This window comes from Pseudomonas alkylphenolica, assembly GCF_000746525.1.
In the GTDB taxonomy this organism is placed as follows: Bacteria; Pseudomonadota; Gammaproteobacteria; order Pseudomonadales; family Pseudomonadaceae; genus Aquipseudomonas; species Aquipseudomonas alkylphenolica.
Genome location: NZ_CP009048.1, coordinates 3,292,599 through 3,319,025, shown reverse-complemented (window position 1 = coordinate 3,319,025; position 26,427 = coordinate 3,292,599). Strand labels below are relative to the sequence as shown.

Sequence of the window (26,427 nt, the reverse complement as noted above, 5' to 3'; positions counted from 1 at the left end):
GGACATTCCAGGCCATGAGCCAACCCCTGCAGGCGGCATTGAGCCGTCTGCTTTGTGACTGATCCCGTTGGAGCACACGACCATGCAAGACGCTGTTATCGTTTCCACCGCCCGCACGCCAATCGCCAAAGCCTTTCGCGGTGCGTTCAACGACCTCAAGTCGCCGTCCATGAGTGCGCTGGCCATTCGTGCCGCAGTCGAGCGCGCGAAGATCGAACCGGGCGAAATCGACGACCTGGTGATGGGCACCGCCATGCAGAGCGGCACCGCATCGACCAACCTCGCACGTTTGTCGGCACTGGCTGCGGGCCTGCCGTTGTCAGTCAGCGGCCAGACCATCGACCGTCAGTGCGCGTCCGGGCTGATGGCCATTGCCATCGCCGCCAAACAGATCATGGTCGATGGCATGCAGCTGACCATCGGCGCCGGCCAGGAGCAGATCAGCCTGGTGCAGAACGCGCATATGCAGGCGGCGGCTGTCGCCGAAGATGCCACGGTGCTGCGCATGGCCGAACACGCGTATATGCCGATGCTGCAGACCGCTGAAATCGTTGCCCGGCGCTACAACATCAGCCGTGAGGCCCAGGACGCCTACAGCTTGCAATCGCAGCAGCGCACTGCGGCGGCGCAGGCGGCAGGGGTGTTCGCTGACGAGATCGTGCCGGTCAATGTGCGCAAGAAAGTCGTCGACAAACAGAGCGGCGCGATCACTTATGAAGACGTACGGCTGACCCAGGACGAAGGCAACCGCCCGCAAACCACCCTGGCCGATCTGCAAAAGCTGGCCCCGGTGCGCGAAGGCGGTTGCATCACCGCCGGCAACGCCAGCCAGTTGTCCGACGGCGCCAGCGCCTGTGTGCTGATGAGCGGCGCTCTGGCAGCGCGCTCCTCTGTGAGTCCGCTGGGCTTGTATCGCGGTATCGCTGTGGCTGGCCTGGCGCCGGAAGAAATGGGCATCGGCCCGGTACTGGCAATTCCCAGGTTGCTGCGTCAGCACGGTTTGCGCGTGGATGACATCGGCTTGTGGGAAATCAACGAAGCCTTTGCCTGTCAGGTGCTGTACAGCGCGCAAACCCTGGGCATTGATCCGGCGAAACTCAACGTCAACGGCGGTGCGATTGCCATCGGCCATCCTTACGGCATGAGCGGTGCGCGCATGGTTGGTCATGCCCTGCTGGAGGGCAAACGCCGCGGCGTCAAGTATGTGGTGGTGAGCATGTGTGTCGGCGGCGGCATGGGCGCGGCCGGTTTGTTCGAGGTGCTCTGAGTTTCCCTGGGGTGGGGCGCGGGCGCAATCCGGATGCCCGGGCCACCCTTCACGGGAGGGTACTGATCACTTTTCTTTGCATAAGCTAGCAATACCCGAGGCCGCCGAAGGCAACCGGGGTGAAGTGCATGCAAAGAAGAGGTGAATGTGGTGTATCGCAAGCTATTTTCAGTGACCGGCAGGCCGCGCCAGCTCGATGGCGGCGCGCTCTTCGGCACCACGCCGCGGCGCACCTGGGGCGAGTGGTTGAGCCCTGACAGTGACAATCAGGTCGAGATGGCTTCGCGTGTCCTGCTGGTGCAACAGGACGGGATGAATATCCTGGTCATGGCGGGCGCCGAGGCGTTGTTGGCACCGTTGCCGCCATCCTGCCGCTGTCAGCGGCCAGCTCCTGGCCTGCTCGACAGTCTGGCGCGGCTGGGGGTGGCAGAAGGGCAGATACACGCTGTGGTGCTCACGCACCTGCATGCGATGCTTGCGCCGGACGTGCGCCGGGCGGTCAACGATGGTGACAGCCCGCGGCTGTTGTTTCCGGCCGCCCGTTACCTGGTCGGCCGCCAGCACTGGATCCGCGCCAACCAACCGCACCCGCGCGATCGAACCCTGTTTGTTGCGCAGATCATCAACCAGCTGCAAAGCAGCGGACGTTTGCGTCTGCTGGACGAGCACGCCAACGACCTGTTGGGCGACGGCTGGCGCTTTCATCTCAGCGACGGCTACACCCCGGGGCAATTGCTGCCGGAAATCCGCATGCCCGGCGGTCCGCTGATTTTCGCCGGCGACCTGGTGCCTGCCATGCAGTGGCTCACCCTTGATCTGACCACGGCCTTTGACCGCAATCCGGAATGCCTGATTGATGAAAAAGAACGCCTGCTCGACCACCTGGTAGCTATCGGTGGACGACTGTTTCTGCCCCGCGACCCCAGTGTTGCGCTGATCAAGGTCAGTCGTGACCGGCAATCGCGTTATCAACCATTTGACCAGCAAGCCGTCCTGCATCGCCTGGACAGTTGAAACAACCCACTCAACAGGAGTGCTCCATGAAAGTAATGGCTGCAGTAAAGCGCGTGGTCGATTACAACGTCAAAGTCCGCGTCAAGGCGGACGGCACTGGCGTTGACCTCGCTAACGTGAAAATGGCGCTCAACCCCTTCTGCGAAATTGCCGTGGAAGAGGCGGTACGCCTCAAGGAACAAGGGATTGCCACTGAAGTGGTGGTGGTGACGGTTGGCCCGGCCACTGCCCAGGAGCAATTGCGTACCGCGCTGGCTCTGGGTGCCGACCGTGCCATCCTGGTCGAATCCGCCGAAGAGCTGAGCTCGCTGGCCGTGGCCAAGCTGCTCAAGGCAGTGGTCGACAAAGAACAGCCGCAGCTGGTGATCCTTGGCAAGCAAGCGATCGACAGCGACAACAACCAGACCGGCCAGATGCTGGCGGCCTTGAGCGGCTTCGCTCAAGGCACCTTCGCCTCCAGGGTTGAAGTGGCTGGCGACAAGGTCCAGGTTACCCGTGAAATCGACGGCGGCCTGCAGACCGTTGCGCTGAACCTGCCCGCGATCGTCACCACCGACCTGCGTCTGAACGAGCCGCGCTATGCGTCGCTGCCGAACATCATGAAAGCCAAGAAAAAGCCGCTGGAAACCGTTACGCCAGATGCGCTGGGCGTTGCCACTTCCTCCACCAACAGACTCCTGAACGTCGAAGCACCAGCTGCACGCAGCGCGGGTATCAAGGTCAAGTCGGTGGCTGAACTGGTCGAGAAACTGAAGAACGAGGCGAAGGTAATCTTATGACTATTCTGGTAATTGCCGAACACACCAACACACAGCTTGCCACCGCGACGTTGAACACGGTCGCTGCGGCGCAGCAGATTGGCGGTGAGATTCATGTGCTGGTCGCCGGTGTTGATATCGAAGGCGCCGTTGCTGCGGCGCAAGGCATCGAGGGTATCAGCAAGGTACTGGTGGCTAACGCCGAGGCCTATGCTCACCAATTGCCGGAGAATGTCGCGCCGTTGGTGGCCAGTCTGGTCATCGATCAGAGTGTGATCTACAGCCACATCCTTGCACCGGCCACCGCCAACGGCAAGAACATCCTGCCACGCGTCGCCGCGTTGCTGGACGTTGACCAGATTTCCGAGATCATTTCGGTGGAATCGGCGGACACCTTCAAGCGTCCGATCTATGCTGGTAACGCGATTGCCACGGTGCAGTCGAACGCTGCCGTCAAGGTGATCACCGTGCGTGCCACCGGCTTTGACGCCGTTGCCGCTGTGGGTGGCTCGGCTGCGGTCGAAGCTGTCGCTGCCGCGCATAATGCGGGCATTTCGCTGTTCGTCGGGGAGCAACTGGCCAAGTCTGATCGGCCGGAACTGACCGCTGCCAAGATCGTTGTCTCGGGCGGGCGTGGTATGCAGAACGGTGACAATTTCAAACACCTGTACAGTCTGGCCGACAAGCTTGGCGCTGGTGTCGGGGCATCCCGCGCTGCGGTCGACGCCGGTTTTGTTGCCAACGATATGCAGGTGGGGCAGACCGGCAAGATCGTTGCGCCGCAGTTGTATATCGCCGTTGGTATTTCCGGGGCAATCCAGCATCTGGCCGGTATGAAGGATTCGAAAGTGATCGTTGCGATCAACAAGGATGAGGAAGCGCCGATCTTTCAGGTGGCTGATTATGGTCTGGTGGCGGATCTGTTTGAGGCTGTTCCGGAGTTGGAACAACAGCTTTGATGCACCTGGGACGATTGGGTTTCGGGGGCTAAGATTTTTGGAGTGGGTTGTTGGGGCTGCTAGCTTATCCATTTTGTGTGGCGACGCTGCCGGCCCCTTCCGCCCTTACGGCGGCCTACTTTTTTCTTGGAAAAAGTAGGCAAAACCGCTCGCTCCTGCATCCGGCCCTACGCTGCGCTCCGGGTCCCTTCGCTCCAGCACCTTCCGGGGCCACGCGGCCTACGACTTGCTTCGCCAAGTCTACGGCTCGCGCTCTTCGGCTACGCCGAAGGTGCTACGCACTGGCCCCTACAGGCACCTCCACTCAGCCTCCTGAAGTCGCAGTCCGCGGCGCCTGAACTTGCGTGCATGAAGAGCAAGAGCAAGGCTTTGAAGCGGGGTTTTCCCGCGATGCGATGTAACTGGCAGGTCGATATCGCGGGGCAAGCCCGCTCCCACCGGGCGACCAATCAACCCGGTGGGAGCGGGCTTGCCCCGCGATAGCATCAGCCTGCCGCCGCCAGTATCTGATTTCGAAGATGCGCCCGTAAAGGCAGAAGGGGCCGGCAGCGTCGCCACACAAAATGGATAAGCTCACAGCCTCGGCTAATGGGGCGAAAAAATCCGTTGTACGCCAAGACCATCAAGCACTGCATCGATCAATGCACGCGCCGTCTCGATGTGCTGACCCGCGCCGCACACCAAAGAGCGGTCGTTGAGCGTGAGATGATCGACCGCATCGCTGACCGTAGCCTCGGCACATTGCAGCAGATGGCAAGCATGCAGCAGTGCTTCTTCGGCGGGAATGCCGGCGCGGACAGTGAACATGCGATTGGTGCCGAACGGGGTGTTGGCGGTGGTGGCGTTGGAAAGGTCGAGACTGGGGGATCGGGGACGAGTTTTTTCATGGTTGACCTCAAGTTATGAAGCAACCACACCTCGCTGCTAAACGAAGGGTGGCAGCTGTACGCGGGTTAGCAGACCGGTAACTCGAGAAACCCGGCGCACCCGAAGGTGCCCCACGTACAACCGCCATATAGCGTTGTGCCGTCGACATCGAGTATTGAACCGGACTGCTAAATCCGATCGCTGGATTTTCCAACGACGGCAGCAGCCTAGGTCCATGAAGGGCTTGGCACAACAGAGCAACGGCGCCGGGAGTATGATTCAGAACGGTCTGACAGAAAACACCTACAATCTCGCGATTTGTCGATGCTGGTTGTGGGGGTGTTCTTGTGGGCGCTATCGCGGGGCAAGCCCGCTCCCACCGGTTACCTCAAATCCCGGTGGGAGCGGGCTTGCCCCGCGATGCTTTCAGACATTAAGCCAGCGCCTTGCCCTCGGGTGCCAAGCGCGCAGCGGGTATGGCGATCAACAGCAACAGCGTGCCCACCACCAGCAGCACCGCGATCAGGTCAAAGGCCAGGTACAGGCTGCCGGTAGCGGTTTTCACCGCGCCGACCGCGGTCTGGCTGAGGACGCCGGCGATGTTGCCGAGGCTGCTGATAATGGCGATCCCACCCGCGGCACCGGACCTGCTCAGCAGTGCGGGCGGAATGGTCCAGAACAGCGGCATCGCCGCCAGCGCCGCCGCGGCGCCCAGGCTCACCAACAGCATCGACAGCACTGCGTGACCCTCGGCCAGGTCGAGCAGCCAAAAGCTCGCAGCCGCCGTCAACAAGGCCAGGCTCAGGTGCCAACGGCGCTCCATGTGCCGGTCTGAGCTACGACCGAGAATGTACATGGCGCACAACGCCGTCATGAACGGCAGGCTGGTCGCCAGGCCGATATGCTGCAAGTCCTGCAGGCCAAACCCCTGCACCAATGTCGGCAGCCAGTAAGAAACGGTATTGGACGCGCTGTAGATGCAAAAGCACACCAGCCCGGCCACATACAGCAGTGGATCACGCAATGCGCCGACGAATCCACTGCGCGCTGCACTAGGGCGTGATTCGCCCGCCAGGGCGGTGTGGATCTGCTGCTTTTGTTCATCGTCCAGCCAGCGTGCCTGTTCGGGGCGGTCAGTCAGCCAGAAACGACCGATCACACCGAGCAATACAGCAGGCAGACCGGTCAGGACAAACAGCACTTGCCAGTCACGCAGCCCCAGCCAGCCATGCAGGTGCGCCATGATGGTGCCGGACAAGGGCCCACAGATCATGCCGGCGACCATGCCGGCCATGAAAAACGAGGCGGTGATGCGGCCGCGTATCGCGGCGGGAAACCAGTAGGTGAGGTAAAGAATCAGACCCGGGAAAAAGCCCGCCTCGGCGATACCCAGCAAGAAGCGCGCGACGATCAGTTGGCCGGGGCTGGTGACAAAGGCGGTGGCCACGGTGATCAGGCCCCAGAGGATCATGATCCGGGTGAGCGTGGCACGCGCGCCGACACGCTGCATGTACAGGTTGCTCGGCACCTCGAAGAGGATGTAGCCCAGGTAGAAAACCCCGGCACCGATGCCATAGGCGGCATCGGTAAGGAGGATATCTTCGGCCATGCGCAGTTTGGCGAACGACAGGTTCAGGCGGTCGATGGCGTTGATGATGAAGGCCAGCATCAGATAAGGCATCAGACGCCAGATAACTTTGGAGTAGGTGCGTTTCAGCTCGGCTGCAGCGACGGAAGTCGCCGGGAAGGAGGGTATGGCGTCGCTCATTGAAGCGCTCCTGGGTTGCCCGATTATTGTTGTAGTGGCGCCGCGGTGGGCTGTTCAGGCGAGTATAAGGAGGTGTTGCCAGGGCAATGTTCCGGATTCGGTGATGCGCTCAACGCATTGGAATACAAGGGAAATAACTTGAGGACAGTGGTCGTCGGCAGGCGGGCTCCGCGTTTGGCGACGACCACGATGTACATAGCGCTTTGTTGCTTAGAAGACCTGCTGGTAAATGGCGTGAATGTCGTCCACGGTCAACTCGCGCGGGTTGTTGCCGAGCAGGCGGGTTTGCAGGCTTGCCTCCTTTGCCAGGATCTCCAGGTCATCCTCGCTGACGCCCACGTCGCGCAGGCGCGTTGGCAGTCCCAACCGGGCTGGCAAGGCCTGCAGATGGGCGATCAGCGCCATCGCCCGTTCAAGGATTGCACCACGGCCATGGGGCAGCAGAATGTCTGCCAGCTCGGCGTACAGCGGCGCTGCGGCTTCCAGGTTGAAGCGCATCACCGGCGCCAGCACCAGCGAATTGGACAGGCCGTGAGGCACATGAAAGCGCGCACCCAATGGATAGGCCAGGGCATGCACGGCAGCGACCGGGGCATTGGCGAAGGCCATGCCGGCAAGGCAGGCGCCGAGCAGCATGTTCTCGCGCGCTTGCGCATCGGCGCCGTGGTCACACACCCGCTCCAGGTTGTCGCCCAGCAGGCGCAACGCCTCGCGGGCGAGGCAGTCGGAAATAGGGTTCTTCAGGTGTCTGGAGGTGTAGGACTCGATGGCGTGGACCATCGAATCGATGCCGGTGGCGGCGGTCACGGCCTTGGGCAGTCCCAGGGTCAGGTCGGCGTCGAGCAAGGCAATATCCGGCAGCAGGGCAGGGGAGATGACCACGTTCTTCTGGCCCTCGCCGGTGGTGATCACCGATACGGCGGTGACTTCGGAGCCGGTGCCGGCGGTGGTCGGCACCAGGATCAGCGGCAAGCGGCGGCCGTTGGTGCGCTCGATACCGTAGATATCGGCCAGCGATTCTTCGCTGCGGGCCAGCAATGCGGTCAGTTTGGCCGCATCCAGCGAGCTGCCGCCGCCAAAGCCGATCACGCAATCGGCGCTGCATTGCCAGGCCGCTTGCACCGCGTCGAGGATCACCGATTCCGGCGGGTCGGCCTGCACCTCGCTGAACACCTGCAGGGCAATGCCCTTTTCTGCGAAGCTTTTTTGCACCGGGGCCAGCAGGCCGGTAGCCCATACCCCTGAGTCGGTGACCAGCAGCACGGAGCGGTGCCCCATGGTCTGGACCTGTTCGGCCAGGCGGGCAGCGGCGCCGCGTTCGATGATGATGGAGCGGGTGGTGTTGAACAGCAGGCGGCGCGTCATGGTGTGGTGTTCCCCGTTGATAGTCCGTTGGACCGGTGGCGTCCCGTGAGGTCAGGAGCCAACAGAGTAGGGAGGCAATGACGCACAGCCCCCCTCCCTTGACGGGGGGGCAAGTCGCCAGCCGCAGCCTTGCCTACCAGGCGTAACTGCTGTGCCTCGTGCACGTCTGACCATGGCAGACCCGGAATAACCCGCTCCGGTTATCGAAAGTAATCAGGAAAATATATATAAAACAGCAAGTTACTTTGATTTTTCGAGTTCCTGAATCCGGAAATGATTTCGCCCTCAAGCCCCCTAAACTGGGCCTGCCAAACAGGCCGTTGCCGCGTAACGGTCAGGGCGCGATCGAGTGAATTCCAGGAGACTGTCCCTTGAAAAAAACAACAGAAGAACAGGTCGAGCTGCTGCTCAGCGACCCGGCAGCCCTGGTCGGGCACAGCTTGCAGGACTGGAAGCAAATGCCTGCCGAGCAGATTGATGAACTGCAACTGGCAGGTCTGAAACGCCGCTTCGGCGAAATGCGCGAGCGTATTGCGGTGCTGAAAAAACTGGCGGACGCCGAAGGCATCGAACACATCGAACAGCTGGACGACGTAGTGCCTCTGCTGTTCGAACACACCTTGTTCAAGTCGTACCCGCCATCGCTGCTGGAAAAGAACAATTTCACCGCCATCAACAAATGGCTGGGCAAGCTGGTGATACCGGCATTGGCAGAAAAAATTGCGGCCGTTGACGTCAGCGCCTGTAAAGGCCTGGACGACTGGTTCGAAACCATGGATGCGCAAATCCCGGAGTTGTGCCTGAGCCACACCTCTGGCACCTCCGGTACGCTTTCGTTTCTGCCCTGCAGCGCCCGCGAGTTTGAAAAAGCCTCCGAAGTACGCAAGCTCTACGCCTGGAACATGAGCGGGCCGGACACCCCGAACCCGGACCTGCATACCGCCTACCCGTACTACCGCAAGGGCTACCTCAGCCATCTGCGCGGCATGGGCTCGCTGGCGCGCGTGCTGCTGCCGGATGCGTCGCATTTCCACCCGGCCTATCCGTCCACCCTGTCCAGCGATGTACTGCGCCTGGGCGCCAGGCTGCGTGCCGCGCACAACAACGGCACCCTCGATCGTCTTGTGGTAGCGCCGGAGCTGCTGGCCAAGAAAAAGGCCTTCGATCAGCAGCAGGCCGAGATGCCGCAGCATCTGGCGGCGTTTTTCGATGACATCGCCAGCCGCCTCAGGGGCAAGCGCGTATACATCGGCGGCACCTGGAACCTGTTGCACAACATGGCCAAGGCCGGTCTGGAGCGCGGCCTGGAATCTGTCTTTGATCCCGACTCCTACATCATCACCACCGGTGGCGCCAAAGGTGTAGTGCCGCCGCAGAACTGGCGCGAGGAAGTCATGCGCTTTACCGGGGTGAAGATGTTGCATGAGTCCTATGCCATGTCGGAGGTGGTCAGCGGCTCGCACCTCAAATGCGAGCAAGGCAACTACCACTTCTCGCATACCGCGATTCCCTTTCTGCTCGACCCCGAGACCAGCAAACCGCTGCCGCGCCACGGGCGCCAGACCGGGCGTGCGGCGTTCTTCGATCTGGGGGCGGACATCCATTGGGGTGGTTTCATCACCGGCGACGAAGTGACCATCGAATGGGATCAACCCTGCAGTTGTGGACGCCACAGTCGCTATGTCGTCGGGGCGATCCAGCGTTACAGCGAAAAGAACGGCGGCGACGACAAGATCACCTGCGCGGCGTCCGAACAATCCCATCGTGAAGCGATGGACTTCCTCAATACTCTGGAGGGCTGAATCATGACCCACCCCATTGCGCCGATGATCATTCGTGGTCAAGTGATCACCGACAACCTGATTGAAGTGGGTGGCCGCGGCGGTGACCTGAGCTTCCTCACCCCCGATGCCAACAAGTACATCGACCAGCTGCCGCTGGGCAATCCGGCCAGGCTTGCGGATCTGTACAGCTTGAGCTTCGAGGACATTCTCGATTTCGCCGTGGCGCTCGGCGAACGCCTGGCCCTGGACAAAAACCGGTACCTGCAGGAAGCCTGCGAGCTGTCGTACCTGACTGCGCCGACCACCCCGAGCATCGTCAAGGGCTCCTACATGGGCCTGCAGCACCTGCTGTCGCGTGAGTTGATCAGAGAGATGGCCGAAAGTACCGTCGGTATCAACTACCTGGAAGGCTGGGTGCCGCAAACCCTGCTCGACGGTACTCAACTTGAAGTGCGCTGCTTCGGTGCGCGTACCCTGCACATCGTCGCCGGCAACGCGGTGTCGTTGTCGCTGTGGACCATCATCCGCAACATGGTCCTGCGCAGCGATGCGATCATCAAGGCACCGTCCAATGACCCGTTCACCGCACTGGCCATCGCCCGCACCATGGTCGACATGGCCCCCGACCATCCGCTGACCAAACACCTGAGTGTCGCCTACTGGAAAGGTGGCGACGAGGCGTTCGAGCAGCGTCTGTACCAGCCGCAGAACCTCGAGAAAATTGTCGCCTGGGGTGGTTTTGCTTCGATGAAGCATGTCACTCGCTACATCCAGCCCGGCCTGGAACTGATTTCCCTGGACCCCAAACGCAGCGCCAGCATCATCGGCAAAGACACTTTCGACAGCGAGGCGAACATGCGCGAAGCTGCCGTGCGTCTGGCGGCCGATATCGGCGCGATCAATCAGAAAGGCTGTGTCTGCGCGCGCGTGGTGTACGTGCAGAGCGGCACGGATGAGCAAGGGCTGGAGCGCCTTAACGTCTTTGGCCAGTATGTCTACGAGGCCATGCTCGGCTTGCCCAACACCCTCAGTACCACGCCCAAGCGTTATGACCAGGGCCTGAAAGCCCATGTCGATGCGCTGCGCCTGGATGACGAGTGGTACAAGGTCATTGGCGGCAAGGCCGGTGAGGGCGCAATCATCTGTTCGCAGCTACCCGAGCCGGTGTCGTTTGCCGCCAGCCTCGATGACCGTACCGCCAACCTGGTGCCGGTCGATGACTTGAGCGAAATGATGAACGCGGTCGATGCCTACACCCAGACCGTCGGTGTCTATCCGGAAAGCATCAAGGACCAGCTCAAGGACGTATTGCCGCTCTACGGTGCGCAACGCATCGTCTCGCTGGGTTATGCCGCGGCGATGAAATTTGCCGCACCACAGGACTCCATCGAGCCGATGCGGCGCATGGGTAAATGGATCTCCAACCAGATCGCCGCGCCGGAAACCAGCGCCGCACCCTGGCTGCGCCCGTCGATCTCGTAAATACACCGACATTCCCCGTTGTGGGAGCGGGCTTGCCCCGCGATAGCGATCTTCCTGTCACATCGCATCGCGGGGCAAGCCCGCTCCCACCGGCCAATAACTGGAGAAACCACCATGACCACTTGTATCGGCTACGGCGCCCATGAAGCCAACGCGCCGCTTGAACCTGTGCGTTTCGAGCGTCGGGTGCTGCGTGACGACGATGTCGCCATCGACATCGACTACTGCGGCGTCTGCCATTCCGACATGCACTACGTGCACAACGACTGGAACACCACACGTTTTCCCTGTGTACCAGGCCACGAGATTGTCGGCCGGGTCACCGCCGTGGGCAGTGCCGTCAGCCGTTACCGTGCTGGCGATCTTGTCGCGGTCGGTTGCCTGGTCGACAGCTGCCAGCAGTGTGCGGCCTGCGAGGACCACCAGGAACCGCATTGCACCCATGGCATGACCCCGACCTATAACGGCCTGGACCGCATCAGCGGCGAAGTGACCCGCGGTGGCTACGCCCAGCACATCGTCGTGCGCGAGCAGTTTGTGCTGCGTGTGCCGCCGGCGCTGGACCCGCGCTTTACCGGCCCGCTGCTGTGCGCAGGCATCACCATGTGGACGCCAATGCGCGCGCACGGCGTCAAGGCTGGTACGCGTCTGGCGGTCATCGGCCTGGGCGGCCTGGGCCACATGGCCGTCAAGCTTGGCGTTGCGCTCGGCGCCGAGGTTACGGTGATCACCACCTCGCCCGGCAAGGCTGATGATGCCCGCGCACTCGGCGCCCATCATGTGCTGTTGTCCGGCGAGCCGCAGGCGATGAAAGCGGCGGCCAGCAGTTTTGACCTGGTGCTCGATACCATCCCGCGCCGCCACAACGTCAACCCCTACCTGATGCTGCTGGCCCGTAACGGCACGCTGGTGCTGGTGGGTGCGCTGGAGCCGCTGGAGCCTATTCATGGTGCATTGCTGGCGGTCAACAACCGCTCGATTGCCGGTTCGTTGATCGGTGGCCTGCAACAGACCCAGGAACTGCTGGACTTCTGCGCTGAGCACCAGGTGCTGCCGAGCTGCGAGATGATCGAGATTCAGGACATCAACCAGGCCTTCACGCGCATGCACAACAATGATGTGAAGTACCGTTTCGTGATCGACATGGCGTCGCTCAAATCCGTCGATATCCAGGACGCGGGGGAGAGCGCAAGGTAAAAAACTACACAGCTGCGCAGCCTTCTCTCGGGGGCTATGCATTGGTTCTGGCGGCGCATACACGCAAAGACTCCGTACTATCGCCGCCTTGAACGACTCCACTCACACCATTGCCTGTCGCCCACTCACCACCTGACCCTGACCCCGAGGTTGCCAATCACCCCGTTCAAATCATTGTCATCGACATCGCTGCTGTAGTCGGCGCTGACGAACAGGGCCACTTTGGGGGTAACGCGCGCCACCAGGCCCAGGCCCAGTTCAACGGTGGTGGAGTTACGCCCGCTGCTGATCTTGTCGACCTTGTCCAGGCTGACGGTGTCGGCGTTGGAAAAGTCGTGCCAGACGTTGGTACGCAGGAAGGGTTCGATGGGCATGCCGCGAACGTTGTAGCGCGCAGACAATTTGGCACCGACCCGGCCAGTCCAGTTTGGCTGTTGGTCGAAGGCTTGCTGGGTGTCGGTCTGGGTCTGGCTGCCGGGGAAGTACTGTTGGTTGATCAATTGCGCTTGCGGCTCGATCGTCCAGTTGGCGCCCAGGCTGATCGGGTAGCCACCTTCAACCGACAGGGTCAGCGCATGCCCGTCGCCATCCAGGCGCTGGCCGTTTTCGCTGCGGCCGTTGACGTCGAAACGGGTGCCCATGGCCACCGCATCCAAGTGCCAGCCCTGATCGTGGGTCATGCTCCAGTACATACCCAGGCTTTCACCTTCGAGGCTGACGTTGGATTTTCTGTCGCCGACCAGGGGTTTGCGCATACCGTCGAAGCCACTGTGCAGGCTGCTGTGACCGACGAAAAAACCGGCACGGTGAGTATTGCCGCTGCTGGTTTCACGGATAAACAGGTCCGGGCTGATCTGCAGGCTCTGGTTGTTGAGTTCCAGGCGCGAGGGCGCCGGTGCACCGTTTCTGATGGGGGTCGGAAAGAATGCGGCCCACTGGCTGGCGATGGTGCCAGAGGCTGACGAAGCATTGCGCTCGGCCAGGCGCTCGGAGAACGCGCTGAGGGTGTTCAGGCCCAGGCCACCGGCATGGACCGGCGTCAGCGAGAGCGCCGGCAAAGTCTGTACCTGCGCTTGCACCAGGGTGTTGTACGGGTCGTTATCCTCCAGGCCCAACGCATGGGTTTCCAACGGGGTTGCAAGAAGCAGCGACGTGGAAACCGCATAGAAAACATACTCAAAGCCAGCAGGATTCAGAGTTTTTTTCATGGCGGATCTCCTCTGTTATAACAGCCAAGGATTCTGGCCTGATGTCACGGGCTGTAAGGCAAAACCAGAGGGCGACCCAAACCAGCAAGACCGGTCTCTTTCGCGCGCTGAAAGGCGCGAGCTAGAGGCCCGGAAAGGAGTCTTGCAATGCTGCATTACATGTAGCTAAGGAGAGGAGTGGGCGTGCGTCAAGAATGTGTTAAGCAACACTTGTCAAGCTATTGGGTCGGGCAATTTGCTGAAATTAAACAATTATTTACATTCGATAGTCGTGATGGCGATTTCAGCCAAAGTGGCTATGCCGAATCATTGCTAAAGCTGCACTTCAACCGCCAGCGGCAGATGATCGGACAGATGACTCCAGGGCTTGTTACCCAGGATCCGAGGCGCATGGCTGTTGGCATTGCGCAGGTAGATACGGTCCAGGCGCAGCAATGGCAAGCGTGCCGGGTAGGTCCGCGCCAGCAGGCCGTGGTGACGCTCGAATGCTTCATGCAGACCCCGGTGCAGGCCCAGGGTGCGGTTGCCGTGCAGCTTCCAGTCATTGAAGTCACCGGCAATGATCACCGGGGCGCCAGCGGGCAGTGAGTCGAGCAAGCGGCGCAGCAACTGCAACTGCTTTTGCCGATGGCTTTCCAGTAGCGACAGGTGCACGCAGACGGCGTGCACGTGAGGCTGGCCAGGCACATCCAGCACGCAGTGGAGCAGGCCGCGGCGCTCGGGGCCGGTGATCGAGACGTCGAGGTTGCGGTGTTCGATGATCGGGTACTTGGACAACAGTGCATTGCCGTGGTGGCCATTGGGGTACACGGCATTGCGCCCATAGGCAAAGTCGGCCCACATGCTGTCGGCGAGGAACTCGTACTGCGAGGTGTGCGGCCAACCGGTGTGGCGCGCGGCGTGGCGGTCATGGCTGCCGAGCACTTCCTGGAGAAACACGATGTCGGCCTGGGTGCTGCGCACCGCCTCGCGCAGTTCGGGCAGGATATAGCGGCGGTTGAAGGCGGTGAAACCCTTGTGGGTGTTGACGGTCAGTACCTGCAGCCGGCGCACGGCCGGCGCCGTCTGGGTGCTTGCAAGGAGAGTGGCGTCCGGTTCGAGTTTCACGGTTGCTCCTGATGACCAAGCCTACTGCATGGGACCGGACCTGAAGGTGTCAGTTCCCGCTGTTCAACTGTCGTCTTCGGGTTGCAGCTCCAGCAGTACCAGCGAACGTCCCTGCACCTGCAACGGGCTGTCGAAGCCATGCCGTTCACCCTTGCGCAATTGTGGTCGATCGGTATCGATCAGGCAGTTCCAGTGTTGCCCCTCAGGGACCTGTGGCAGGGTGAAGGCCAGCGTGTCGTGATGGGCATTGACGATCAGCAATAAGGTGGCATCCGCCCCCGGGCGCGGGATACCGCTGACCTGGGCGCGACCATCCATCAACATGCCCAGGCAACGGCCCTGGCTGTCATGCCATTGCTCGACACTCATCTCGCTGGCGTCTGGCGCCAGCCAGGTGACGTCCTTGACCCCGATCGCCTCATTGTAGTCGCCGACCAGAAAGCGTGAGCGGCGCAACACCGGGTAGGCCAGACGCAGTTTGGTCAGGCGTTTGACGAACTTGAGCAGCGCCGCGCCCTCGTCATCCAGCTGCCAGTTGACCCAACCGATTTCGCTGTCCTGGCAGTAGGCGTTGTTATTGCCGTGCTGGGTGCGGCTGAACTCGTCGCCGGCGACGATCATCGGCGTGCCCTGGGCCAGCAGCAAGGTGGCGAAGAAGTTGCGCATCTGGCGCAGGCGCAGGGCGTTGATCTCGGGATCATCGGTGGGCCCTTCGACGCCGTGGTTCCAGGAAATATTGTGGTTGCTGCCGTCTTCGTTGTTTTCGTCGTTGTCTTCGTTGTGCTTGTCGTTGTACGAGACCAGATCGCGCAGGGTGAAGCCATCGTGAGCGGTGACGAAATTGACCGAGGCATAGGGCCGCCGCCCGCGACGGTTGAACAGTTCGCCAGATGCGGTCATGCGCGCGGCGAAGTCGGCCAGCTGGCCTTCATCGCCTTTCCAGAAGGCGCGCACGGTGTCGCGGAAGCGGTCGTTCCATTCGGCCCAGCCGGGGGCGAAATTGCCCACCTGATAGCCACCGGGGCCGCAGTCCCAGGGCTCGGCAATCAGCTTGACCTGGCTGAGCAGCGGGTCCTGGCGACAGGCCACAAGAAAGCTGTGACGCTCGTCGAAGCCTTCGTGGTAACGGCCAAGGATGGTTGCCAGGTCGAAGCGAAAACCGTCCACATGCATCTCGCCGGCCCAATAGCGCAGCGAGTCGGTGACCAGTTGCAGTACGCAGGGGTGGCTCAGGTCCAGGGTGTTGCCGGTGCCTGAATCGTTGATGTAAAAGCGCTTGTCGTCGGGCCTGAGCCGATAGTAGGAGGCGTTGTCGATGCCACGCATGGACAGGGTCGGGCCCAGTTCATTGCCCTCGGCGGTGTGGTTGTAGACCACATCGAGAATCACCTCCAGGCCGGCATTGTGCAGGTGCGCGACCATCTCCTTGAACTCGGCGATCTTGCCGTTGGCCAGGTAGCGCGGATGGGGGGCGAAGAAGGCGATGCTGTTGTAGCCCCAGTAGTTGTTCAGGCCTTTTTGCAGCAAGTGCTGGTCGTTGACGAAGGCATGGATCGGCAACAGCTCGATGGATGACACCCCCAGCTGCTTTATGTGCTCGAGCAACTCGTCGCACATCAGCCCGGCAAAGGTGCCGCGGTTACTTTCCGGCACTGCCGGATGGCGCATGCTGATGCCGCGCACATGGGCTTCATAGAGGATGGTGCGGTCCCAGGGCACGCCGACACGCTGGTCGCGGCCCCAGGTGTAGGCCGGGTCGATGACCTTGCACTTGGGCACGAACGGAGCACTGTCGCGCTCATCGAAACTGAGGTCGCCATCGGCGTGGCCAATGGTGTAGCCGAACAGCGCTTCGGACCATTTCAGACTGCCCACCAGTTGTTTGGCGTAAGGGTCGATCAGCAGCTTGTTGGGGTTGAAACGGTGGCCGTTCTGCGGCTCATAGGGGCCGTGTACACGGTAGCCGTAGATCTGTCCGGGATGGGCATCGGGCAGGTAACCGTGGAAAATTTCGTCGGTGTATTCCGGGAGCTCGATACGTTCGAGTTCAACCTCGCCGCTGGCGTCGAACAGGCACAGCTCGACCTTGGTGGCATGGGCGGAGAACAGCGCGAAGTTGACCCCCAGGCCGTCCCAGGTGGCGCCCAGCGGGAAGGGCAGGCCTTCACGGATTCGCGAGGGTTCGACGGCAGGGGCGGGCTTTTTCATGGGGCTCCTTGATCGGTTGGGTTAATCGCGGGGCAAGCCCGCTCCCACAGTTCACACCATTGCTCTGTGGGAGCGGGCTTGCCCCGCGAAAAAGGATCATGCAACCGGCGGTTTCTTCGGCGTCCGCGGTTTTTTCACCGCCGCCGGTTTGCTCGGCGGTGACGCCGGTGCAGCCGGTTTGGCCCTGGCCTTGCGCGGCGTCGCCTTGGGCGCCAGGGCTTCGGCTTCGGCGAGTTTGCGTGCCATTTCCCAGTGCCGGGACTCCTGGCCTTCGGGCTTACCCTCCGATTCCCAGATCTGGTAGGCGAACTCTCGAACACGTTTTTCTTCGATACTCATCTCGACGCTCCTGAGGGTTTAGGCATGATCAATCAACAGGTTGACCGGAAACTCCTTGAGTGCAGCGCTGAGTAACAGCTCCTTTGAGGCTGTGACTACGCTGCTGGCAAAAAGTCCCGAGCAATGGGCAGGTGACAAGGCGAACGGCAACAGCAGCCGGGTATCTTCCCAGTGCTGCGGTGCAATCAACGGAACCGGGGTATCACCAAGCAAGCCACAGGCCAGGCGCGGCACAATCACGATCGCTCGCGCAGCGTCACCGATCCGGGCGAAGGCCAGCACCTTGGCGGCGTGTCTACCCTGCACCTGCAGTGGCAGATAGCGGCCCTGGCTGAACAGTTCGGGGTACTGCTGGCGCTGTTCCAGCACCTGGCTGATCAGCGCCTGTTTGATCCGGCCGTTGCGCCAATCCTGGAGCAGCTGCGTCGTGTTGGTGCTGTCGTCCAGCGCCTGGCGCCGGGCAGCAAAGTCCACGGCGCGACGGTTGTCCGGATCGACCAGGCTCAGGTCCCAGAACTCATTGCCCTGGTACAGGTCGGGCACCCCGGGGACGGTCATGCGCAGCAGGCACTGGGCGAGGCTGTTCAGGGCCCCGGCGCAGGCGATCGATTGCGCTGCCTGGGCCAGGGAATGGCGCAGTTGCTGGCACTGCGGGTCTTGCAGCAGGCCATGGGTGAAGGCCTGGCACGCGTGTTCGTAGGCTTCGTTCGGCACGCTCCAGCTGCTGCGTAGTTTGGCTTCGCGCAGGGCCTTGCGTTGCCATTGCAACAGTCGCTCGGCATAGGCCTGCAGCGCCAGCGGATCGCTTTCGTTCAGGTCCAGGGGCCAGCTGCCCAGCAAGGTCTGGTACAGCAGCCATTCATCACCCGCGCTCGGCGCCATGCCATCGGCCAGGGTGCTGCGCAGCGGCGCGGCCAATTCACGCCAGTGCTCGACCCGGCTGACGAACCAGCGACTGCGTTCGCTCAACACCGCCAGGCGCGCGCGGTTGTCTTCACCACGCTTGTGGTCGTGGGTGGCGGTACACAGCAGGTTGTGCGGGAACTGTTGCAGGCGCTGCTCACAGGCCTGGTGAAAGGCTTCGGGCGGTGCGCTGAACTGCTCGGCATCGAAGCCCACGTCATTGCGCGAAAGCAGCAACGCCGAGCGGTAGAAGGCGGTGTCTTCGACGGCTTTGGCGGCTGTTGGCGCGGTCAGCTGCTGAAAGCGGATGCAGGCATGGCGCAGGTGTTTACGCGACGGGCCGGGTGGCAGGCTGCGCCAGGGTTGGCCGCCGAGCCAGCGCTGCAGGGCATCGAGCACCGGCCAGTCGCCTTCGCTGAGGTTTTGCCGGGCAGCCGCCATGGCGTGGCTGAAGAACGGCAGATCTTCGGCGCTGCGTCCGCCAGCATGCAGGTAAGTGCGGTACACCGGGTAATGCTCGACCAGCGCCTGCAGCGCCCGGCGAATCGCGCCCAGGGTCAGGTCGCGGCTCATCAGGTCGTCGCGGGCGACCTGCAACAACGCCTGGGCAACCGATTCGAAATCCCCGGCCAGGCTAGTGCTGAGCACCTGCTGGCGGGCCAGGCGTAGTTCTTCGGCAAAGGCCGGGCGCTCACTGAGGGCACTCCAGGCTTCGTTGAGGATGTCTTCGCCCTCCGGGTCATGCTGCAACAGGCTGACCTGGTTCATGAACTCGTAGCCGGTGGTGCCATCCACCCCCCAGTCACGGTGCAATTGCTCGTTGGCGCCGAGAATCTTCTCGACATAGATCGGCAGGTGCTCCAGCGCCGCATTCAGCGGGCGCTGAGCCAACAGGGTATCGACGCGCCGGCGCAGTTTGCGGCAATAACCACGCGGATCGGCCAGGCCGTCGATGTGATCGATGCGCAGGCCATCGACCAGACCGGTGCGGATCAGCTCGAAAATCTTCTGGTGAGTGGCTTCGAACACCTCGCTACGCTCGACCCGCAGGCCGGCCAGCTCGTTGATGTCGAAAAAGCGCCGCCAGTTGATGTCATCGGCGGCGGTACGCCAGCTGGCCAGGCGATAGGCCTGCTGTTCGAGCAGGTGGTGCAGGCGTTCGAAGCCTGTTGCTGTGCGCCCGTCAAAGGCATCGAGCAGGCTGTCGAGCGAAACTTTTGCGGCCAGCGCCTGCAATTGCTGGTGCAGCAACACGGCCTTGTCGGCGGCTTGAGCCTCGCTGTGCAAAGCCTCAAAGCGTTTGCCCAGGGCGTGCACTGCAGGGTGCTCGCTCAGGCAGAGGATCTGTCCGTAATCGGCCGGGCAGACAGGAAAGCGCTGCTCATGGTGACGGATGTGGAAGCTGCCATCGCTGGCCTGGAAGCTCAACGGGATGTCGCCGGCCTGCAAGGCTGCACCGTAGTCACTGGCGAGAAACGGCAGCAGCAGCTGGCCTTCGAGCAAGGGATCGCTGGAGTGCCACTGGATATCGAAGAACGTGCTGTAGCGGCTGCGCCGGCCCCAGCTCAGCAGGTCTTGCCACCAGGGGTTGTTGCTGCCGACCGCCATGTGGTTGGAGACGATGTCGAGGATCAGGCCCATGCCATGCAGGCGCAACGCCGCCACCAGTCTGATCAGTGCCGCTTCGCCACCGAGTGCCGGGTTGACGCGGGTCGGGTCGATCACGTCGTAGCCATGCAGCGAACCAGGCTGCGCACTGAGCAGCGGAGAGGCGTACAGGTGGCTGATGCCCAGCCGGGCGAAGTAGGGCACCAGCGCCAGCGCGTCATCGAGGGTGAAGCCGGCATGAAACTGCAGGCGCAGCGTGGCATTCAGGCTGATCAACGGTCGCGCTCCCAGGCCTGCTCACGGGCCTGGGCCAGAAGCTCCAGGCGCCTCGCGGCATCGGTATCGTCCAGCAATGTGGTGGCCGGCAGGGAAAAGCGTCGGCGCCAGTTGGGATGGCCGTCGATGGTGCCGGGCAGGTTGGGTTGTTCGTCGATGCCCAGCAGGTCTTCCAGCGGAATCAACACCAAGGGCGCGCGGGTATGTCCCAGATAACGGACGCAGGCGTCGATCAGGCTGTCAGGGTCGGGTTGTACCGCGTAATTGTGCTCAAGGGTCTGTTGCAAACCCTGACGTTCCTGCTGGCGGAGGTCGCGCCAGTGCCGTTCGCTGGTGGCGTCGATCAGCGCCAGGCGCTGGTTCCAGTCGATGTCGCGGGCCTGCAGCCAGCCGGCCAGAGGCGGCAGGTCATGGGTGCTGGAGGTGGCCAGGGCGTTATCGGGCCAGTCGAGGATGGGCTTGAAGTGTCCGGGGCGCTCTTGCTCGAATTGCAGTATGCGCATGCCGAGAATCGCCCGTTGGGCGAGTTTTTCCCGTAGCCCTTCGGGCACGGTGCCGAGGTCTTCACCCAGCACGATGGCCCGGTGGCGCACGGACTCCAGGCACAGCAAGCGCAACAGGTCGTCCAGCGGATAGTTCAGGTAAGCGCCTTCGCTGGCATGCGCGCCTTGGGGAACCAGCCACAGACGCTGCAGGCCCATGACATGGTCGATGCGCAAGCCGCCGGCATGGGCAAAATTGGCCCGTAGCATTTCAATGAAGGCGCGATAGCCATTGCGCCGCAAGCCCTCGGGTGAAAAGGCGCAGATACCCCAGTTCTGCCCCGCGCGGTTGAGGGCATCGGCGGGGGCACCGACATTGAGCCCGGCCAGCAGTTCATCCTGACGGCTCCAGGCCTGGCTGCCGGCACCGTCGGCACCGACCGCCAGGTCCGCGATCAGGCCGATGGCCATTCCATGGCTGCGGGCGGCGTCCTGAGCACGTTGCAGACTGCGTTCGATCATCCATTGGCAGAAGGCATGAAACTGGATCTGCTGTGCATTCTGTTCGGCAAAAACACGCACCTCGGGGCTGTGCGGGTCGTGCCAGGCAGCGGGCCATTGCCGCCAGTCCTGGCTTATCCCCCCAGCTTGCTCCTGCAGTGCTTCAAAACAGCAGTGTTGCTCAAGGGCAATGCCGGCCTGTTCACAGTAGCTGTCGAAATCGGCCCGAAGCGGATCATCGCCGTCGATGAAGTCTTCAAACAGCAGGCGTAGCAGCTGGTAGCGTGCAGCCGCAGCCGTGGGCCAGTCGATCAAGGGTTGCTGTTCGAGCTGCTGGAGTTGTTCCTCCAGCCCCAGGGTCTCGATCGCCATACGCACGGCGCGTTCACCCAACAGGGCGGCAGGGCTGGCGTACACGCTGTTGAGCCACAGGCGGCTGGACGGCGAATACGGACTGTAGCGCCGGGTATCGCTGGCGAACATGGCGTGCAGCGGGCTGATGGCCAAGGCATCGGCACCACGCTCGGCGGCGCTGCGGGCTAGTTGCTCCAGCGCCAGGCAGTCGCCGAAACCGCCATCACCGTTACGGCGCAGGCTGTAGAGCTGGGCGCTGATACCCCAGCACCGGGGTGTCGGGGTGTTCAGGGCGTCCTGCAGGCTGAAGCAGCGTGTCGGGGTGACGGCGAGGGTGAAGTGCCGGTCGCCGATCTCTACGCGGTGATAACCGATCGGTAGCCCGGCGGGGAACGCACTGTGGTCGTCCAGTTGCAGTTGTAGCTCGGTGCCGTCTTCTTGCTGCACTCGGCACGGGCTGGCTGCGGGAAAGTACGCCGACAGATCCAGCGCCTGTTCCACATCGACGGTAAACAGTGGCGGCAAGTGCCGGGCATCATGGGCAACCTTGAGTGCGTGCAGGCTGGCGCTGATCTGTTGGGCATCGTCGGCCGGATGCCCAAGCCCGGCCAGGACCTGGCGCAAGGCAGTATCACTGACGCGTTGCGCGCGGCCGTTGGTATCAATCCAGTCCACGGTGATACCCGCCAGTTCGGCCAGTTGCTGCAGAAGTGCATCAGTCATGGGCAGGCTCCGGCGTAAGGGGGGGAAGCAGGCTGACGAGGGCGGAATAAGCGCCCAGTTGATTGCGGCCCAAAGGGGCGTCTGTACAGAAGTAGAGGTGTGTCGAGGCTTCGGGCAGCTGGCAAGGCACGGCGCTCGCAGCGAGGTTCAGGTCGATGCGCAGCTCGCGGCCGTCGGCCAGACGCCAGCGGGCGGTCAGTGCCTTGTCGGCAATCACCTCGGCGCCCAGTGCACGGCAACCGGGCAGTTGTGCAGTGATGTGTTGTTGACGCAGGTGCAACAGCTGTTGGTAGAGCGCCTGCCACGTTGAGTGTGGGTCGTCAGGCACCTGCGGGCGCGAATCGGTGTAGGTGGCCAGGGCGTTCGGGTCGGGGATTGCCGCCCTTTGGCCGGCGTCGGCGTAGGCCTTGAATCCGGCAAACTCGGCCCGGCGTCCTTCGCGCACGGCATCGGCCAGGGCATCGTGGTGGTCGGTAAAGAACAGGAACGGCTGCTCGCTGCCCCATTCTTCGCCCATGAACAGCAGCGGGATCATCGGTGACAGCAACAGCAGGGTGGTGGCGGCACGCAGTGCCTGCGGCGGGCAGAGCCGGGTCAGGCGCTCGCCCCGGGCACGGTTGCCGACCTGATCGTGGTTCTGCAGGAACAGGACGAAGGCGCTGGGCGCCAGGTGAGCGCTGGGTTCGCCACGGGGACGGCCTTTGCGGTCAGGCTCACCCTGAAAGACGAAACCCTGGCTCAGGCACCTGGCCAGCTTGTGTACGGTCGCCCGGCTGTAGTCGGCATAGTAGGCTTCATCTTCCCCGGTCAGCAGCACATGCAAGGCGTTGTGGCCGTCATCGTTCCACTGTCCGTTGAACACCCCTTCGAGCAAACTCGCCTGATTGTGCTCATTTTCAATTGTCAGCCAGACGTGTCTACCCGCCGCGATGGTCCGACGCACAAGTTGGCTGAATGTATGGAGAAAATCCGCATCATCAATGGCGTGCACCGCATCCAGGCGCAAGCCGTCGAAGCGGTAGTCGTGCAGCCACATCAATGCATTTTCGATAAAGAAGTCACGCACCTGGCGGCGACGAAAGTCGATGGCGGCGCCCCAAGGGATACTCCGCTCCTGATGAAAGAACGCGCTTGCATAGTGATGGAGGTAATTGCCGTCCGGGCCGAAGTGGTTGTAGACCACGTCCAGCAGCACCATCAGCCCATGCCCATGGGCTTGGTCGATCAACTGGCAGAGTTGCTCCGGTGTGCCGTAACTGTGTTGCGGGGCGAAAGGCAGCACGCCGTCATAGCCCCAGTTGCGGTTACCGGGGAACTGGCCAAGGGGCATCAGTTCGATGGCCGTCACACCGAGTGCCGCCAGCCGTGGCAATTGTTCGATCACCTGGGCATAGCCACCCATGAGGCCGACGTGGACTTCGTAGATCACCGCTTGATGCCAGGGCCGGCCTTGCCAATGACGGTGCTGCCACGGGTAGGCAGCAGGATCGACGACCTGGCTGGGACCGTGCACGCCTTCGGGTTGAAAGCGCGACGCCGGGTCGGCCACCTGCAGTTCGCCGTCGATGCAATAGCGATAGCGACTGCCAGCCGTCGCCGGCCACCGCCCTTGGAACCAGCCATCGGCCCCGCGCTGCAACGGCAGGCGCCGGTCGGGCAGCAGGCAGACCTCGACGCTGTGGGCATCGGGTGCCCACAGCGCGAAGCGCACGGTGTTGCTGTCGAGCATCACGGCCCCGTGGGTCGCGAATTGATCTGACCTCAAGGGCATACCTGCCACCTCGTGCTCAGCGTCCTGTCACCTGCGCCCGCTCGACCAGTTCCTCGTACAACCGCGCATAGGGTTCCACCGCCTGGCACCAGTTGAACGGCTGGGTCATGGCCAGGCAGCGCATGGCGCCCAGCAGGTCCTTTTTGCCGTACACATAGAAGGCCCGGCTGAGCGCTTCGCGGTAGCTTTCGACCGTGGACTCGTCGAACAGAAAGCCGGTGACACCGTTTTCAATGGTGTCGGCCAGGCCACCGGTGTTGCGCGCGACCGGCAGCGAGCCGAAGCGTTGCGCATACATCTGGCTCAGGCCACAAGGCTCGTAGCGCGACGGCATCAGCAGAAAATCGCTGCCGGCGAACATGCGCCGGGCATCGGTCTCGTTAAAGCCGATACGCACGCCGATCTGGCCGGGGTGACGCAGGGCCAGTTCGCGCATGGCCTGTTCTTCTTCCGGCTCGCCACGCCCGATGATCGCGATCTGGCCACCCTGGCTGACAATGTAGTCGGCCACCCCCAGCGTCAGGTCCAGACCTTTCTGGTAGACCAGGCGGGAGACCACGGCAAACAGCGGCCCGGTGGAAGGTTTGAGCTCGAACAGCTCGCGCACCTGACGGCTGTTGACTGCCTTGCCGTCCCAGTCATTGAGGCTGAAGGGGTGAGCCAGGTGCGGGTCGCTGGCCGAATCCCAGCTTTCGTCGATGCCGTTGGGGATGCCACTGAGCAGGCCTTGTTGCGCCTTGCTGCCGAGAAATCCGTCTAGACCGCAGCCGAAGGCCGGGGTGGTGATTTCCCGGGCGTAGGTAGCGCTGACCGTGGTGATATGGCTGGAGTAGGCAAGACCGGCCTTGAGGAACGACAGCTTGCCGTAGAATTCCATACCTTCCTGCTGCAGGGCATGGGCGGGAATCGCCAGTTCCGGGCAGCAGGCGCGGCTGACCACGCCTTGATAAGCCAGGTTGTGAATGGTGAACAGGGTAGGGGTTTGCAGGCCGCGCCAGTGCATGTAGGCCGGTGCCAGGCCAGCGGGCCAGTCGTGGGCGTGCACCAGGTCGGGCTTCCAGTGCACCATACCTTCACCGGCAGCGATCTCGGCGGCCGCCAGGCCCAGGCGGGCGAAGCGAATGTGATTGTCCGGCCAGTCACGACCGTTGTTGGCACCATAGGGAGTGCCCTCGCGTTGATACAGTTCCGGGCAGATCAGCACATAGATGACCAGGCCGTCGGCCAGGTCCATGCGCCCGATCTTGCACGGCGGCAATGCCGCATGACCGCCCAGCTCACCGACCAGGTGAATGGGGTTTTCGCTTTCCAGTACCTGCGGGTAACCGGGGATCAACACGCGTACATCATGCAGGTGACGCATTGCTCGCGGCAGGGCGGCGGATACGTCGCCCAGGCCGCCGGTCTTGACCAGGTCAGCGATTTCCGAAGTGACGAACAAGACTTTGCGCTTGTTCGGATTGTGCCGGGAATCGGCGCCGGGTGCCTTGGCTGTCGTGTTGAAGTCCGTGCTCACAGGCGCACGGTTGTCCGGGGTGAAATGCTCTACATGAGGTTCGACAGCGGCACTGATCATACTTCTCTCCGTCCCTATGTGGCGGGTGTGGGCACCCGTTGTTGTGTGTCTGCCAAGCGTCTCTCTGTGTGTGGAAGCAACCTTGCGATCCATGCCCGTAAACCTTGCGCGCAAGCGCTACGCGATGCGGCGATCCAGCCGACGGCGTGGTGAAGCGAAATGGGGTATTTAGGCTTCGCCCGGATGTCCGGAAACGTAGGCCTCATAACTTGCTGACCTACTGCGATTTCAGAAAGTTCGACTTATTTCTGTCGTATTTTCCGGACAATCTCGTGGCCGAATACTGAGTGTAGGAGAGAAATTGTGAAAAATGTGACCCGCTGGTCACTTTACTTTCGCTCAGTGCCATACCGTACAATCGCCGGGCTGTCTCGGCGCTTGCTGGGCGGCACTTTTTGATTAGCCTTGAGGATGACAATGGACGTCGAACAGATCCTGGTGCTGCAAGCCAGCTACAGCAACCCGATGCATGCCGAGGCAATTGGCCTGGTGCTCGACCACTATGCGCGTGACCCCATGGGCGGCGGCCAACCACTCGACCCACAACTGCTTGCGCAATTACCGCAAGAGCTGGCCAGGCGGCCGCATGCGTTCAGCGTCCTGGCCTTTGTCGATGGCCAGCCAGCGGGGTTGGTGAACTGTTTCGAAGGATTCTCGACCTTTGCCTGCCGACCGCTGGTGAACATCCATGACGTGTCGGTGGTGCTCGCACATCGCGGTAAGGGCCTGAGTCACAAGATGCTGGCCAAGGTCGAGGAAATCGCCCGCCAGCGTGGCTGCTGCAAACTGACGCTGGAAGTGCTCGAAGGCAACCCGGCGGCTCAGGGCAGCTACCGCGGATTCGGTTTCGAGCACGCCTGTTTCGATCCGGCCTATGGCGCCATGCAGTTCTGGAGCAAAGCGCTTTAGA

At 62.3% G+C, this 26,427-nt stretch carries 19 protein-coding genes; 8 read left to right on the top strand and 11 right to left on the bottom strand.

Annotated features, from left to right (window positions below):
• Positions 1 to 82 precede the first annotated feature (82 nt).
• From PSAKL28_RS15105 to PSAKL28_RS15090, 4 genes are all read left to right on the top strand, one after another.
• On the top strand, positions 83 to 1,267 hold the full coding sequence (locus tag PSAKL28_RS15105; RefSeq protein ID WP_038611959.1) for an acetyl-CoA C-acyltransferase: 1,185 nt from the start codon (positions 83 to 85) through the stop codon (positions 1,265 to 1,267).
• Positions 1,268 to 1,417: 150 nt separating this feature from the next.
• The gene (locus PSAKL28_RS15100) at positions 1,418 to 2,281 is read left to right on the top strand and encodes an MBL fold metallo-hydrolase (RefSeq protein WP_038616701.1); all 864 of its coding nucleotides are present in this window, start codon (positions 1,418 to 1,420) and stop codon (positions 2,279 to 2,281) included.
• 26 nt (positions 2,282 to 2,307) lie between these two features.
• On the top strand, positions 2,308 to 3,060 hold the full coding sequence (locus PSAKL28_RS15095) for an electron transfer flavoprotein subunit beta/FixA family protein (RefSeq protein WP_038611956.1): 753 nt from the start codon (positions 2,308 to 2,310) through the stop codon (positions 3,058 to 3,060).
• Positions 3,057 to 3,998 (top strand): electron transfer flavoprotein subunit alpha/FixB family protein, encoded by a 942-nt coding sequence (locus tag PSAKL28_RS15090; protein WP_038611953.1) that lies wholly within the window; start codon positions 3,057 to 3,059, stop codon positions 3,996 to 3,998. The genes PSAKL28_RS15095 and PSAKL28_RS15090 overlap by 4 nt, the downstream gene beginning before the upstream one ends.
• A 585-nt stretch (positions 3,999 to 4,583) precedes the next feature.
• Here the strand turns inward: PSAKL28_RS15090 and PSAKL28_RS27005 are convergent.
• The 3 genes from PSAKL28_RS27005 to PSAKL28_RS15075 form a co-directional block, all read right to left on the bottom strand.
• Positions 4,584 to 4,805: a DUF6124 family protein gene (locus PSAKL28_RS27005; protein WP_084589122.1), complete on the bottom strand. Its 222-nt coding sequence runs from the start codon at positions 4,803 to 4,805 to the stop codon at positions 4,584 to 4,586.
• Between the two features lie 493 nt (positions 4,806 to 5,298).
• Positions 5,299 to 6,633: an MFS transporter gene (locus PSAKL28_RS15080; RefSeq protein ID WP_038611947.1), complete on the bottom strand. Its 1,335-nt coding sequence runs from the start codon at positions 6,631 to 6,633 to the stop codon at positions 5,299 to 5,301.
• A 210-nt stretch (positions 6,634 to 6,843) separates the two neighbouring features.
• Positions 6,844 to 7,998, bottom strand: coding sequence for an iron-containing alcohol dehydrogenase (locus PSAKL28_RS15075; RefSeq protein WP_038611944.1), 1,155 nt, complete (start codon positions 7,996 to 7,998; stop codon positions 6,844 to 6,846).
• 371 nt (positions 7,999 to 8,369) lie between these two features.
• Between PSAKL28_RS15075 and PSAKL28_RS15070 the strand changes: the two genes are divergently transcribed.
• The 3 genes from PSAKL28_RS15070 to PSAKL28_RS15060 all read left to right on the top strand — a co-directional run bounded on the left by PSAKL28_RS15070 (position 8,370) and on the right by PSAKL28_RS15060 (position 12,461).
• Positions 8,370 to 9,800 carry a hypothetical protein gene (locus tag PSAKL28_RS15070; protein ID WP_038611941.1) on the top strand — a complete coding sequence of 477 codons (1,431 nt, stop codon included), beginning with the start codon at positions 8,370 to 8,372 and terminating at the stop codon, positions 9,798 to 9,800.
• Between the two features lie 3 nt (positions 9,801 to 9,803).
• The gene (locus PSAKL28_RS15065; protein ID WP_038611938.1) at positions 9,804 to 11,264 is read left to right on the top strand and encodes an acyl-CoA reductase; all 1,461 of its coding nucleotides are present in this window, start codon (positions 9,804 to 9,806) and stop codon (positions 11,262 to 11,264) included.
• Between the two features lie 114 nt (positions 11,265 to 11,378).
• Positions 11,379 to 12,461, top strand: coding sequence for an NAD(P)-dependent alcohol dehydrogenase (locus PSAKL28_RS15060; protein WP_038611935.1), 1,083 nt, complete (start codon positions 11,379 to 11,381; stop codon positions 12,459 to 12,461).
• 125 nt (positions 12,462 to 12,586) lie between these two features.
• Here PSAKL28_RS15060 and PSAKL28_RS15055 read toward each other — a convergent pair whose 3' ends face one another.
• The 8 genes from PSAKL28_RS15055 to glgA all read right to left on the bottom strand — a co-directional run bounded on the left by PSAKL28_RS15055 (position 12,587) and on the right by glgA (position 25,517).
• Positions 12,587 to 13,669 (bottom strand): autotransporter domain-containing protein, encoded by a 1,083-nt coding sequence (locus PSAKL28_RS15055; protein WP_038611931.1) that lies wholly within the window; start codon positions 13,667 to 13,669, stop codon positions 12,587 to 12,589.
• Positions 13,670 to 13,981: 312 nt separating this feature from the next.
• The gene (locus PSAKL28_RS15050) at positions 13,982 to 14,776 is read right to left on the bottom strand and encodes an endonuclease/exonuclease/phosphatase family protein (RefSeq protein ID WP_038611928.1); all 795 of its coding nucleotides are present in this window, start codon (positions 14,774 to 14,776) and stop codon (positions 13,982 to 13,984) included.
• Between the two features lie 63 nt (positions 14,777 to 14,839).
• Entirely contained in the window at positions 14,840 to 16,984 is a 2,145-nt protein-coding gene (gene glgX, locus PSAKL28_RS15045) for a glycogen debranching protein GlgX (protein WP_038611924.1), read from the bottom strand.
• A gap of 96 nt (positions 16,985 to 17,080) precedes the next feature.
• Positions 17,081 to 17,323 (bottom strand): DUF2934 domain-containing protein, encoded by a 243-nt coding sequence (locus tag PSAKL28_RS15040; protein ID WP_038611921.1) that lies wholly within the window; start codon positions 17,321 to 17,323, stop codon positions 17,081 to 17,083.
• 18 nt (positions 17,324 to 17,341) lie between these two features.
• Positions 17,342 to 20,110 carry a malto-oligosyltrehalose synthase gene (locus PSAKL28_RS15035; protein WP_038611918.1) on the bottom strand — a complete coding sequence of 923 codons (2,769 nt, stop codon included), beginning with the start codon at positions 20,108 to 20,110 and terminating at the stop codon, positions 17,342 to 17,344.
• Positions 20,107 to 22,170, bottom strand: a complete 2,064-nt coding sequence (malQ, locus tag PSAKL28_RS15030) for a 4-alpha-glucanotransferase (RefSeq protein ID WP_038611915.1) — start codon at positions 22,168 to 22,170, stop codon at positions 20,107 to 20,109. Before malQ ends, PSAKL28_RS15035 begins: the two co-directional genes overlap by 4 nt.
• Positions 22,163 to 23,941, bottom strand: coding sequence for a malto-oligosyltrehalose trehalohydrolase (treZ, locus tag PSAKL28_RS15025; protein WP_051939393.1), 1,779 nt, complete (start codon positions 23,939 to 23,941; stop codon positions 22,163 to 22,165). Before treZ ends, malQ begins: the two co-directional genes overlap by 8 nt.
• Positions 23,942 to 23,957: 16 nt before the next feature.
• Positions 23,958 to 25,517, bottom strand: coding sequence for a glycogen synthase GlgA (gene glgA / locus PSAKL28_RS15020; protein WP_038611908.1), 1,560 nt, complete (start codon positions 25,515 to 25,517; stop codon positions 23,958 to 23,960).
• Between the two features lie 417 nt (positions 25,518 to 25,934).
• Between glgA and PSAKL28_RS15015 the strand changes: the two genes are divergently transcribed.
• Positions 25,935 to 26,426: a GNAT family N-acetyltransferase gene (locus tag PSAKL28_RS15015; RefSeq protein WP_038611905.1), complete on the top strand. Its 492-nt coding sequence runs from the start codon at positions 25,935 to 25,937 to the stop codon at positions 26,424 to 26,426.
• Position 26,427: the final 1 nt, after the last annotated feature.